Source organism: Chitinophaga rhizosphaerae (assembly GCF_003958645.1).
In the GTDB taxonomy this organism is placed as follows: domain Bacteria; phylum Bacteroidota; class Bacteroidia; order Chitinophagales; family Chitinophagaceae; genus Chitinophaga; species Chitinophaga rhizosphaerae.
The window spans coordinates 41,688-54,436 of record NZ_RXLO01000007.1 but is presented as its reverse complement, the minus strand read 5'-3'; the positions used below and the strand labels follow the sequence as shown (position 1 = coordinate 54,436).

The following is a 12,749-nucleotide window of genomic DNA, read 5'->3' as shown; positions in this document are numbered from 1 at the left end:
CGGCCCCTATCAAAAATGACTTGATGAATTACAGGTGGCTTTCGAGGGCCATATCGTATTTCACTTTCCAATCGGCGGTATTACCCCAGTTTTCGCCATCGATGATCATGCTGTCGCCCTTAACGGTACCGAGCAGTTCGAAGCGAACGGAAGTGGCGGAGGCGTCTACCAGGCCGTGAAGCAGCGATTCGAATTTCTCCTTGTCGGCCGGGTTCACGGTCACTACCACGCGGGATTGCGCTTCGCCGAAGAGGAAGGCGTCTTTGCGGAATTTTTTGTTGGTGTGAACGTCGAAGCCGGAATTACCTGCCATGGCGCTTTCCAGGAGGGTGATGAAGAGGCCGCCTTCGCTCACGTCGTGCGCGGACCGGATCAGGCCGGCGGCGTTGAGCTTGGTGATGGTTTGCTGGAGGCGGTGTTCTTCTTCCAGGTTAAAGTGCGGAGCGGGGCTGAATTCCACGCCGATGAGCTTGTGGAGGTATTCGGAGCTGCTGATATCGTTGTAGCTGCGGCCTACGAGGTAGATGAGGTCGCCGTTGTTTTTGAAATCGAGGGTAATGCGCTGGTCCATGGAGTCGAGCACGCCGAGCATACCGATGGTGGGCGTGGGATACACAGGGCCGTCGGGGCTTTGGTTATAGAAGCTTACGTTACCGCCGGTTACGGGGGTGTTGAACTTGCGGCAGGCTTCGCCCATGCCCTGGATGGCGTGTACGAACTGGTAGTATACTTCCGGATCGTAGGGATTACCGAAATTGAGGCAGTTGGTGATGGCTACGGGTTCGCCGCCGGAGCAAACGATGTTGCGGGCAGCTTCCGCCACTGCGATCTGGCCGCCGGTGTGGGGATCGGCGTGTACGTACCGGGAGTTACAGTCGGTGGTAACGGCGAGCGCTTTCTTCGAACCTTTCACGATTACGATAGACGCGTCTGAAGGGGCGTTGGTGCTGGCGTTGGCGGTACCAACCATGCTGTCGTACTGCGTATATACCCAACGTTTGGACGCTATGTTGGGCAGCTGCGCGATTTTCTCGGCTACTTTCTTCGCATCGGCGATGTCGGGGATATTCTGGATGTCGAACTGTTTTACTTTCTCAAAGTATTTGGGCTCCACGTAAGCGCGGTGGTACTGGGGAGCGCCGCCGCCGAGCACGAGGCTTTCTGCGGGCACTTCGGCTTCGAGTTCGCCGTTCATATAGAAACGGAGGATGGGCTCTTTGGTCACTTCGCCGATCTGAACGCAGTGGAGGTCCCATTTCTCGAAGATGTCGAGGACTTCTTTCTCGCGGCCTTTGTGTACCACGATGAGCATGCGTTCCTGGGATTCGGACAGGAGCATTTCCCAACCTTTCATATTAGCCTGGCGGGTGGGCACCTTGTCGAGGTGGATGATCATGCCATGTTCGCCTTTGGCAGACATTTCGGCGGTGGAGCAGGTGATGCCTGCGGCGCCCATGTCCTGCATACCCACGAGTGCGCCGGTGGGCACGAGTTCGAGGCATGCTTCGAGGAGTTTCTTTTCCTGGAAGGGGTCTCCTACCTGAACGGCCGGGAGATCTTTGGCGGATTCTTCGGTGATGTCTGCGGAAGCGAAGGAAGCGCCGCCGATGCCGTCTTTACCGGTGGCGGAGCCTACGATGAATACGGGGTTGCCGGCGCCGTGGGAGGTGGCGGAAACCATGGTGCCTACTTTCAGTACGCCCACGCTCATGGCGTTCACGAGGGGGTTGGTGCCGTAGCAGTCTTCGAAATATACTTCACCGCCTACGGTGGGTACACCGAAGCAGTTGCCGTAATGGCCGATGCCGTGTACCACGCCTTTGAGGAGGTGCTGGTTCTTTTTATCGTTGATATTGCCGAAGCGCAGGGAGTTGAGGGCCGCGATGGGGCGGGCGCCCATGGTGAAAATATCGCGGTGGATACCTCCTACCCCGGTGGCTGCGCCCTGGAAGGGCTCGAGGGCCGAGGGGTGGTTGTGCGATTCAATTTTGAATACGCAGGCCCAGCCGTCGCCGATATCTACCAGGCCGGCGTTTTCCTCACCAGCTTTCACGAGCAGCCTACCGCCTTCCCGGGGCAGACTTTTCAGCCATACGATGGAGTTCTTATAGCTGCAGTGCTCGCTCCACATCACCGAGTACATGCTCAGTTCGGTGAAGTTGGGGGTACGGCCCAGGATGGATTTTATGCGTTCAAATTCGTCTGCTGTCAGTCCTAACTGTTCGGCGGTTTCAACTGTGGTCGTTTGCATGAATTGAGAAGGTTTATAAAAGAAGATGCAAAACTACATAGATTTCTATCAATTGACAAGACGGAACACGAAAGCCCCATATACGAATTATAATTTTTTTAATATATCAGTTTCGAGGGTTCCCGCCTTCGAATATTTGGCCGAATTTTAAAAAACACCTGTTTTTTCCGGCGAAATGCAATTTTTTGGTAACATTCTGTCGATTTGCTTGCATTTTAAACCAAACTGGTGTTTTTTTGTATAAAATTTTTCACATCATGCAATCGTTACGCTTTCAAGCGCTGGAGAATCTGACCGGCGTTGACTTCAAAGTAAAGCCTGAGCTGAATGGCAAAATTACCGACGTGTTCGGCAGCAACGTGTTCACAGGTAAAGCCATGCGCGAACACCTCAGCGACGAGGCTTATAAAAGCCTGATGAATTCCATCAAGGGCGGCAATAAGATCGAACGCAAAATGGCCGAGCAGATCGCTTCCGGCCTGAAATCCTGGGCTATGAAGAAAGGCGTAACCCACTATACGCACTGGTTCCAGCCGCTGACCGGCACTACCGCCGAAAAACACGACTCCTTCTTTACTATTAAAGGCGATGGTTCTTCCATCGAAACTTTCGACGGAGACGCCCTCGTTCAACAGGAGCCCGACGCCTCCAGCTTCCCCAACGGCGGCATCCGCGCCACCTTCGAAGCCCGTGGCTACACCGCTTGGGACCCCTCTTCCCCCGCCTTCATCATCGAGCAAGGCACCGGCAAGACCCTCTGCATCCCCACCATCTTCGTAGCTTACACCGGCGAATCGCTGGATTACAAAGCGCCCCTGCTGAAAGCCCTCTCTACCCTCGATAAAGCTGCGGTAGACGTGTGCAACTACTTCGACAAAAACGTTACCAAAGTTACCGCCACCCTCGGCTGGGAACAGGAATATTTCATGATCGACGAAGGTCTGGCCAACGCCCGTCCCGACCTGCTGCTCACCGGCCGCACCGTAGTAGGCCACGCGCCCGCTAAAGGCCAGCAGCTGGAAGATCACTACTTCGGCGCCATCCCCGAGCGTGTATACGCTTACATGCGCGATTTCGAAGAAGAATCCTACAAACTGGGCATCCCCCTGCGCACCCGTCACAACGAAGTGGCACCCGCACAGTTCGAGTGCGCTCCCATCTTCGAAGAAGTGAACATCGCAGTAGACCATAACTCCCTGCTGATGGACGTGATGAGCAAAGTGGCCAAACGCCATAAACTGAAAGTGCTCTTCCACGAAAAACCCTTCGCAGGCATCAACGGCTCCGGCAAACACAACAACTGGTCGCTCGCTACAGACACCGGTGTGAACCTGCTGGCTCCCGGCAAAACGCCGAAAACCAACCTGATGTTCCTCACGTTCTTCGTGAACACCATCAAAGCGGTACACGACTACGCCGATCTGCTCCGCGCTTCCATCGCTACTCCGAGCAACGACTTCCGCCTGGGCGCCAACGAAGCTCCCCCGGCCATCATCTCCGTTTTCACCGGTAAATACCTCTTCGATGTTCTCCAGGAAGTTAAATCCCGTGTGAACAACAAGTTCGACGAGCAGGACGAAGCCATCCTGAAACTGGACCTTCACCGTCACATCCCCGAGCTGATGCTCGACAATACCGACCGTAACCGTACCTCTCCGTTCGCGTTCACCGGTAACAAATTCGAGTTCCGCGCCGTAGGTTCTACCGCCAACTGCGCTTCCGCTATGACCGTTCTCAACACCATCATGGCGAAAACGCTGACCGAATTCAAGAAGGAAGTAGACGCGCTGATCGAAAAAGGCGAGAAGAAAGAAATCGCCATCATGCAAACCCTCCGCAAATACATCGTTGATTCCGAGAAGATCCTCTTCGAAGGCGACGGTTATAGCGAAGAATGGGCGAAAGAAGCGGAAAAACGTGGCCTCCCCAACGTGAAAACCACGCCGAAAGCCCTCGATGCATTCGTGACGCCGAAAGCGACCAAACTCTTCACCGAAATGGGCGTTTACAACGAGAAAGAACTGCACGCACGTCATGAAATCCTCCTGGAAGATTACGTGAAGAAAGTTCAGATCGAAGCCCGCGTGATCGGTGACCTCGCCACCAACCACATCCTCCCCGCAGCCGTAAACTATCAGAACACGCTGCTGAACAACATCAAAGGACTGAAAGACGCAGGTTTCGGCGACGACGCTTCCAAAGCGCAACGCCAGATCGCGACCAAGATATCTGAACACATCAATGTCATCAGCGAAAACGTGCAGGCCATGATCGAAGCACGCAAAGTAGCCAACAAGCTCGAAGACAGCCGTCAGAAAGCGATCGACTACTGCGAGAAGATCAAAGAACCGTTCTTCGACACCATCCGTTACCACTCCGACAAACTGGAGTTCCTGGTGGATGACAAAATTTGGGGTCTTCCCAAATACAGAGAGCTGCTTTTCTTGCGATAAAAACCGTAAGATTGTTTTGGTGTATGATGGCCCCCGGTATTCACCGGGGGTTTATCTTTTTTATCAGGCTGCTACGAACCATTCGTAGAATTGCTTATATTGGGTTAAATTTCGTGAAACCCGTATGATAAGATCCCTCCAGCTCCTGCTCCTCCTTTGCTTGTCGTTGCCGCTCCTCTCCCAGCAAACAGACAACAGGCTCCAGATCAAATCACGCCAAGAAGCGCCTCCATTCGGGCCGCTCCGGTTCCGCGAAGATTCCGTTACCATCATCGGAGAATACAAAAATTTCAGCGGCGGGGCCCCATTCACGATCATTTATACGAATTGGGTGACGCGGAACCAGGTCACCTACTCCACGCCGATCGACGCTTCCGGGAAATTCAGGATAACGTTTCCCTTGCCCGCGGAAAGCTCCATCCTGTTGGATTGGGGCCGCGCGAACCTGGGGAACGTAGGCGTGCCGGGTGAAACCATCTATTTGTATGCGGATGCGGGATCCTTCCCGGAAAAAAAGCCGGAAGATGCAGCAGGCAAAGCCGCCCGGGCCAACAAGGCCACCATAAGATACGAGGGCATAAACGCACGGCTCCACAACGAGATCCACCGGTACCTGGAAGTCTCCCAATCGCTGAAGCTGCCCGAATACTGGGATTTCAACTGGGGCAGGCAGTTTAAGACCATGCAGCAATATTCGGATACCATGGTCGGATTGTTCCGTGTCAAGATGCAGCATTTCGAAAACTACGACAAACAACATAAGCTCGAAGCGCGTACCCGTCAATTCATTGAAGCCCGCATCCGGTACGATATCGGCTCGCGCCTCACCCAGCAGTATTTCATGATGCCGGGCAAAGACAAATACCAAATCGACGATACCTTTTTCGAGACGATCGATACCATTGCCAGCCAGCGTTTCGGCACCGGCTATTTGTCTGACGATTACCTGATCGTGATCGACAATATCCGCGACCACAGCGAATCCAAAGCCAGGGCGCTCAAGCTGAATGCCGACTCCATTTACGAAGCGCGTTACCGCCATCCCATCGAAAAAATATTGACAGACACCTGGGAAACCTCCAGCAAATTCAGCCAGGGCTTCGTTTACAGCGATTCCATGCTCCGTGCATTGCGCAAAAACGTGACCGATACTTTCCTGATGACGCGGCTCAGCCGGCAAAATGATTCTCTCAAAGCACTAGACGCGAACGATGCACTGGTGGCCGATACGCGCTTCGTCACCGAATTCCCCGTCATGCAAACGGCAGCAGAAATTTTCAGGCATGTGACAGCCCCGTACAAAGGCAAAGTGATCTATCTCGATATTTGGGGTACCTGGTGCCCACCCTGCCGGAAGATGATGGAACTCATGCCCGATATCAAAAAGGAATATGCCGGGAAAGACGTGGTATTCCTTTACCTGGCCAACCACTCCCCCGAAGCCGCCTGGAAAAACGCCATCCGCCAGCACAAGATCACCGGGCCAACCGTTGTACACTACCGCATGCCCGACATGATGCAACAAGTATTTGAAAGACAATATCTTAACGGCGGCTATCCCAGTTACCTGCTCATCGATAAGGAAGGCAACCTCGTGACCAAACAGGCGCCCTGGCCCCGGGACCCTAAATCCCTCCGCGAAGCCATTAACAAACTTTTATGAGCCCGGGGTTAAACTTCGGGAACACATGGCGGTCTATGTATGAAATTAATCGCCATGATGAAACAAATTGTATGGATGGTGCTGCTGACCGGAAGCGTTTCCCTGGCCAATGCCCAGGATAAGCCTGCCGCCAAAGCAGACCTGAAACTCACCGAACAGCAGTCCGCAAAAATCCGTGATATCAACAAATCGTATATGGACGGATTGAAGGAGCTGCGCAGCAACGAATCCCTCAGCAAGGAAGACCGCAAATCCAAATCCGATGCCCTGCGCTCCACGCGCCAGGACCAGATCAAAACCGTACTCGACAAAGACCAGTTCGCCAAATGGGAGGAAAACCAACAGCTCCTTGCCGACCGTAAAGGCCGCCATCATGGCAAATCCGGGAAAGACGGTAAGTTCGGGAAAGAAGGCAAAATGGCCCGCCGCCATCACGATCGTACCCAGGAAGCCGTAAAAGCGCTGGGTCTCAGCGAAAAACAAAGCGCCGATCTGAAAGCCATCAACAAGGAATACATGGACAAAGCCATGGCCCTTAAAGACGCCGACAAATCCGAACGCAAGGGTAAAATCAAATCCCTCCACAACGAACGCCTCGAAAAAGTGAAACTCGCCCTCGGCGACGAAAAATTCACCCAATACAAAGAATGGCGTGCGAAAGAAAGAATGCAACACAAATCCGGTATGCGCAAGAAAGGCATGATGCAGAAAAAAGCTGCCACGCCCGCAGCCGAAAAATTATAAACTCCGTCCACGGTTCAGGACGAAAGTTTTGTGTCAATCATTTATGCTGAGAACGTTTTAAGGTTTAATGCAACTGGCCGTCCGCAAGGATGGCCTTGTTGTTTTTAGGCTTACATTTACCGGGCGGGACGGGGTTACGCTGCATTTGTCCGAACATCATGGAGACGCAACACCCGGCGCAAAGGTCGTGTACGTGGAGCGGTTTACATAAGCGGTTCGTAACGGATTCGCGGAGGTTCGTCCCATTTCCGGAACGGGCGTTGCTTGATGGAGTACATTCGTTCCATTACCGATCGAACGAGTTATGGCGGCCGCCGGTTCTCCGGCGGGCCCAGCAATTTCACTGGCAACGATAGTGTTGCGTGTTAATCAAACTGTCATTACAAATAATCCTGGCGGACTGCTTTTGCGGTCCGCTTTTACTTTTACGCTGATGGAAGGGGAAAGGTTCTTTACGGTAAATCCGGCGGATGTAAAGAATTAGATGGATCATCCATGGCCAGATGAGGCCGGATTCGAATATAAAGATCATAGGTATTCGGGTAAAAAAGCAGGGCCGCTCCGGAAGAGCGGCCCTGGGCAATATTTACAAGTAAAACTATTGCAGCTTGAAGGTTTCGGTGAACTTGGTGGTAAAGTTGCCTTTACGGAAGTTCTCGTCCTGCATGAGTTGCTGATGGAAGGGGATGGTTGTTTTCACACCTTCGATCACGAATTCGGACAGGGCGCGTTCCATGGTGTTGATGGCTTCTTCGCGGGTTTGCGCCACGGCGATCACCTTGGCCACCATGGAATCGTAGTACGGAGGGATCACATAACCGGCGTAGATATGGGAATCCACGCGCACGCCGTGGCCTCCGGGTGTGTGGAGGACGGTGATCTTGCCCGGCGAAGGGCGGAAATCGTTATGCGGATCTTCCGCGTTGATGCGGCACTCGATGGCGTGCATCTGCGGCGTATAGTTCTTCCCGGAAATGGGGATACCGGCAGCGATCTTGATTTGTTCCTTGATAAGGTCGAAATTGATCACTTCTTCGGTTACGCCGTGCTCCACCTGGATACGGGTATTCATTTCCATGAAGTAGAAATTACGGTGCTTGTCTACCAGGAACTCGATGGTGCCTACGCTTTCGTAATTGATGGCGGATGCGGCTTTGATGGCGGCTTCACCCATTTTCTCACGGAGTTCGGGCGTCATGAAGGGCGAGGGAGACTCTTCCACCAGTTTCTGGTGGCGGCGCTGGATGGAGCAGTCGCGCTCGGAGAGGTGGCATACTTTGCCGTATTGGTCGCCGGCTACCTGGATTTCGATGTGACGGGGCTCTTCCACGAATTTCTCCATGTAGATGCCATCGTTACTGAAAGCGGCGCGGGCTTCGTTTTTAGCCATGTTGTAGGCGTTCTCCACTTCATTTTCGTCCCAAACCACGCGCATACCTTTACCACCACCGCCTGCGGTGGCTTTGAGGATGACGGGGAGGCCCATTTCCCTGGCCAGTTTCTGGGCTTCTTCCACGCTTTCGAGGAGGCCTTCGGAACCGGGGATTACCGGAACACCTGCTGCGATCATGGTTTCCTTGGCGGTCATCTTGTCGCCCATTCTGCGGATCATTTCCGGTGTAGGCCCGATGAACTTGATGCCATGTTCGCCGCAGATCTCTGCGAAGCGGGCGTTTTCGGCGAGGAATCCGTAACCGGGATGGATGGCGTCTGCGTTGGTGATCTCGGCAGCAGCCATCAGGTGAGGGATATTCAGGTAAGAATCGCTGCTTTGCGGCTTTCCGATACACACGGCTTCGTCGGCGAAACGGACATGAAGGCTGTCTTTATCCGCCGTTGAATAAACTGCCACTGTCCTGATCCCCATTTCCTTACAGGTACGGATGATGCGCAGGGCAATCTCGCCACGGTTGGCGATCAATATCTTTTTGAACATGTTACGCAAATAGTGTTATAAAAAACGGCAAAAGGAAAAGGTTGCAAGCAAACTTACAACCTTCAACCGTTATGGAATGATTTACGGTTCTACAAGGAACAGCGGCTGGTCGTACTCAACCGGGGAAGCATCCTCCACCAGTACTTTCACGATCTTGCCGCTCACTTCGCTTTCGATTTCATTGAACAGTTTCATGGCTTCGATGATGCAAACTACTTTGCCGGGTGCCACTTCGTCGCCCACGTTCACGAAAGACGGTTTGCCCGGTCCTGCGCTGCGGTAGAAAGTACCGATCATGGGAGATTTGATGGTGATGAGGTTGCTGGCGGCGGGAGCTGCAGCGGGGGCGGCAGGTGCGGCGGCGGCGGGTGCAGCGGCGGCAGCTACGGGCTGGGGAGCCGCTACTACCGGTTGAACCGCGGTTACGGCCGGTACGGTAACGATCTGCTGTACTTCTTGCTCTTTCTGCTTTATCGTAATCTTAAACTGGTCCTGCTCAATGCTCAGTTCGCTGATGTTTGATTTGTTGATCATTTTAATCAGCTCCTGAATCTGTTTAAAGTCCATGTAGACAGTTTTTGGTTTTAGTAATTTTGCTGTTCGCGAAAATGATGAATATGTGATGGTATATGGCTATTCTTTTACGCGCTCGATGTATTCACCGGTTTTGGTGTTAATGCGGATCAGCTCGCCTTCGTTCACGAACAGGGGAACCATGATGGTAGCGCCGCCTTCAACGGTGGCAGGTTTCAGGGTGCGGGTAGCGGTATCGCCCTTCATGCCGGGCTCGGAATAGGTCACTTTCAGGACGATCTTGTCGGGCAGTTCCACGGCCATGGGCAACTCCGTCTCCGTGTTAATGGCGATCGCCACCTCGTCTCCGTCTTTCAGGAACTGGGGTGCGTCGATCATCTGCTCATTCACTACGATCTGCTCAAAAGTTTCTTTATCCATGAAATTGTACCCGCTTTCATCCTGGTACAGAAACTGGTATGCTTTTTTCTCCACACGTACCGGATAGATGGTATCGCCGGAGTTCCAGGTGTGCTCGATAGAACGGCTATTGTCAACCCCCTTCAATTTGGCCCATACCTTGGCGGCTGCACGGGCGGTTTTATTCTGACCAAACTCTACAACAGAATATAAGCTGTTATCCAGCTTAATGATTAATCCTGTTCTGATATCTGCGGTGGTAGCCATAAAAGGTCAAAGATTTAAAGTTAAAAATTTACATTAAGGATTGCAAAAGTAAAAATTTTAGAATATGAACAAACAATTCTTGCCGGATTTCCCACAAAAGCGGTATAGATTTGACGGCGAACCGCTTGTGCGGATGATTACTTTAACAATAAAACAAATATAAAGATGCGTACATGGTTATTCGTGCTTTTATGCCTCCCGACCCTGCTGAAGGCCCAATCCGGGCATAATCATGCTCATGAAAAACAACCGGGCGCCCCGCTCCCGCCTTTCAAACAGTACAACTTCATCGCACCTTTCCAGCTGACGGCCTATACCGGCCAGGTTTTCACCAAGAACGACATCCCCAAGGGCAGGCCGACCATGGTTTTCCTCTTCAGCGTGGAATGCGACCATTGCGCACATATGACGGAAGACATTCTCAAGAACATCGATAAATTCAAAAAATCGAACATCCTCATGGTAACACCTTTCAAACTCGAAAGGATGAAGGCCTGGTACGACCAATACAAGATCGGGAATTACCCCAATATCATCATGGCGGCCGAGCCTACACGGCAGATCGTATATTACTATGACCTGCACAACTTTCCCGGTGTTTACCTCTACAACAGGAAAGGCCAGCTGGAAGCGGATTACGAAGGTACGGTTAAACTGGACACCGTGTTAAAGCATTTGTAAAATTTCCGGAAGGGCCGCCGAAAGGGGAAATTTTAGCAGTTTCCTCCGAAATTACGGTTCCGATATCCTATTTTTGTTACCCAATTAATTCTTCACCTTTTTAAAATATTCAGATACGATGAAAGTAACTGTTGTAGGAGCTGGAAATGTGGGCGCAACATGCGCTAACGTGCTGGCCCACAGAGATTTCCTGCAGGAAGTAGTTTTGCTGGACATCAAGGAAGGAACCGCAGAAGGCAAGGCACTCGACACCTGGCAGCAAGCGCCGATCGATTACTACAGCACCAAAGTGACCGGCGTTACCAACGACTATGCTAAAACCGCCAACAGCGACGTGGTTGTGATCACCTCCGGCCTCCCCCGCAAACCGGGCATGAGCCGCGACGACCTGATTTCCACCAATGCCAATATCGTTAAATCTGTTACCGAGAATATCGCCAAACACTCTCCCGACGCCATCATCGTTGTGGTTTCCAACCCGCTGGACGTTATGACGTACTGCGCGTTCCTCACCGCGAAGAAAGACAGCTCCAAAGTGTTCGGCATGGCAGGTATCCTCGACACCGCCCGCTACCGCGCTTTCCTGGCAGACGAGCTCGGCTGCTCCCCGAAAGACATTCAGGCCATCCTCATGGGCGGTCATGGAGACACCATGGTGCCCCTCCCCCGCTATACCACCGTTGCCGGTATCCCCGTTACGGAACTGATCGCCAACGACAAGCTGGAAGCGATCATCCAACGCACCAAAGTAGGCGGCGGCGAAATCGTGAACCTGCTCGGCACTTCCGCCTGGTACGCTCCCGGCGCGGCTGCAGCACAAATGGTGGAAGCCATCCTGAAAGATGAAAAACGCATCTTCCCCGTTTGCGCATGGCTCACCGGCGAATACGGCCTCAAAGACATCTACCTCGGCGTGCCCGTGGTACTCGGCAAGAAAGGTATCGAGAAAATCATCGAACTGGACCTGAACGAGGGCGAAAAAGAACTCCTCAACACTTCCGCCAAACACGTGAAAGAAGTGATGGACGTACTCGACAACATGAAAACTCCCGCCTAATCAGGGCACAATATCTTCCGGAAAGCACCTGGCAACAGGTGCTTTCCTTTTTCCATACCGCCCCACCCGTTCATATCATTGATTATCGTACCTTTGGCCCGGGCTATATCAACTAAAATCATCACCGGCCCCCAAAACCATATCATGAGCAGGCTCCTGATTGCCATACTGTTATGCTCTTCGTTGGCCTCGATTGCACAAAGCCCGGTCTGGAAAGCGGACCGCGAAAGATCGTCTGTGTCCTTTTCCGTCACCCATCTCATGATCTCCAAAGTGGAAGGCCACTTCCGGGAATTCGACGGCGAAATCTCCGCCGCAAAACCCGACTTCACCGACGCCTCCATCCAATTCGATGTAGACGCATTCAGCATCACCACCGGAGACGATAAGCGCGATAACCACCTCAAATCGAGCGATTTCCTCCATGCGGAACAATTCCCCAAACTGTCTTTCCGCAGCACCGCCTTCCGCCGCATCACCGAAGGCAGGTACCAGCTGGAAGGAGACCTCACCATCCGCGACGTCACCCGCCGCGTCAAATTCAACGTAGCCTACGGCGGGACCGTCTCCGAAGGTAACCGGCAAAGAGCCACTTTCAAAGCCACTACGTATATCAACCGGTTCGATTATAATTTACAGTGGGACAAACTGACCGAAGCAGGGGGCATGGTCGTCGATAAAATGGTCAACATCATACTCAAACTCGAGTTCGTAAAATAGTAAAGGGCCGGCTCAGGGCCGAGGAAATCCCTGTTTGCCGCCAA

At 52.7% G+C, this 12,749-nt stretch carries 11 protein-coding genes; 7 read left to right on the top strand and 4 right to left on the bottom strand.

The features are described from left to right. Positions 1 to 28: 28 nt before the first annotated feature. Positions 29 to 2,251 carry a phosphoribosylformylglycinamidine synthase subunit PurL gene (purL, locus tag EJ361_RS16850; protein WP_126246816.1) on the bottom strand — a complete coding sequence of 741 codons (2,223 nt, stop codon included), beginning with the start codon at positions 2,249 to 2,251 and terminating at the stop codon, positions 29 to 31. A 257-nt stretch (positions 2,252 to 2,508) separates the two neighbouring features. Between purL and EJ361_RS16845 the strand changes: the two genes are divergently transcribed. The 4 genes from EJ361_RS16845 to EJ361_RS26175 all read left to right on the top strand — a co-directional run bounded on the left by EJ361_RS16845 (position 2,509) and on the right by EJ361_RS26175 (position 7,322). Then, positions 2,509 to 4,704, top strand: coding sequence for a glutamine synthetase III family protein (locus EJ361_RS16845; RefSeq protein WP_126246815.1), 2,196 nt, complete (start codon positions 2,509 to 2,511; stop codon positions 4,702 to 4,704). A gap of 124 nt (positions 4,705 to 4,828) precedes the next feature. Continuing rightward, complete coding sequence (locus EJ361_RS16840) at positions 4,829 to 6,367, top strand: TlpA family protein disulfide reductase (RefSeq protein ID WP_126246814.1); 1,539 nt, start codon at positions 4,829 to 4,831, stop codon at positions 6,365 to 6,367. A gap of 54 nt (positions 6,368 to 6,421) precedes the next feature. Then, on the top strand, positions 6,422 to 7,111 hold the full coding sequence (locus EJ361_RS16835; RefSeq protein ID WP_126246813.1) for a hypothetical protein: 690 nt from the start codon (positions 6,422 to 6,424) through the stop codon (positions 7,109 to 7,111). A gap of 67 nt (positions 7,112 to 7,178) precedes the next feature. Continuing rightward, entirely contained in the window at positions 7,179 to 7,322 is a 144-nt protein-coding gene (locus EJ361_RS26175) for a glyoxalase superfamily protein (RefSeq protein WP_394344731.1), read from the top strand. A gap of 387 nt (positions 7,323 to 7,709) precedes the next feature. Here EJ361_RS26175 and accC read toward each other — a convergent pair whose 3' ends face one another. The 3 genes from accC to efp all read right to left on the bottom strand — a co-directional run bounded on the left by accC (position 7,710) and on the right by efp (position 10,247). Beyond that, positions 7,710 to 9,047 carry an acetyl-CoA carboxylase biotin carboxylase subunit gene (gene accC, locus EJ361_RS16825; RefSeq protein WP_126246812.1) on the bottom strand — a complete coding sequence of 446 codons (1,338 nt, stop codon included), beginning with the start codon at positions 9,045 to 9,047 and terminating at the stop codon, positions 7,710 to 7,712. A gap of 81 nt (positions 9,048 to 9,128) precedes the next feature. Then, the gene (gene accB, locus EJ361_RS16820; protein WP_126246811.1) at positions 9,129 to 9,614 is read right to left on the bottom strand and encodes an acetyl-CoA carboxylase biotin carboxyl carrier protein; all 486 of its coding nucleotides are present in this window, start codon (positions 9,612 to 9,614) and stop codon (positions 9,129 to 9,131) included. 66 nt (positions 9,615 to 9,680) lie between these two features. After that, the gene (efp, locus tag EJ361_RS16815) at positions 9,681 to 10,247 is read right to left on the bottom strand and encodes an elongation factor P (protein WP_126246810.1); all 567 of its coding nucleotides are present in this window, start codon (positions 10,245 to 10,247) and stop codon (positions 9,681 to 9,683) included. A 165-nt stretch (positions 10,248 to 10,412) separates the two neighbouring features. Between efp and EJ361_RS16810 the strand changes: the two genes are divergently transcribed. The 3 genes from EJ361_RS16810 (at position 10,413) to EJ361_RS16800 (ending at position 12,705) form a co-directional block, all read left to right on the top strand. Continuing rightward, positions 10,413 to 10,928 (top strand): peroxiredoxin family protein, encoded by a 516-nt coding sequence (locus EJ361_RS16810; RefSeq protein WP_126246809.1) that lies wholly within the window; start codon positions 10,413 to 10,415, stop codon positions 10,926 to 10,928. Between the two features lie 118 nt (positions 10,929 to 11,046). Next, the gene (gene mdh / locus EJ361_RS16805) at positions 11,047 to 11,985 is read left to right on the top strand and encodes a malate dehydrogenase (protein WP_126246808.1); all 939 of its coding nucleotides are present in this window, start codon (positions 11,047 to 11,049) and stop codon (positions 11,983 to 11,985) included. A gap of 144 nt (positions 11,986 to 12,129) precedes the next feature. Continuing rightward, positions 12,130 to 12,705 carry a YceI family protein gene (locus tag EJ361_RS16800; RefSeq protein WP_126246807.1) on the top strand — a complete coding sequence of 192 codons (576 nt, stop codon included), beginning with the start codon at positions 12,130 to 12,132 and terminating at the stop codon, positions 12,703 to 12,705. Positions 12,706 to 12,749: the final 44 nt, after the last annotated feature.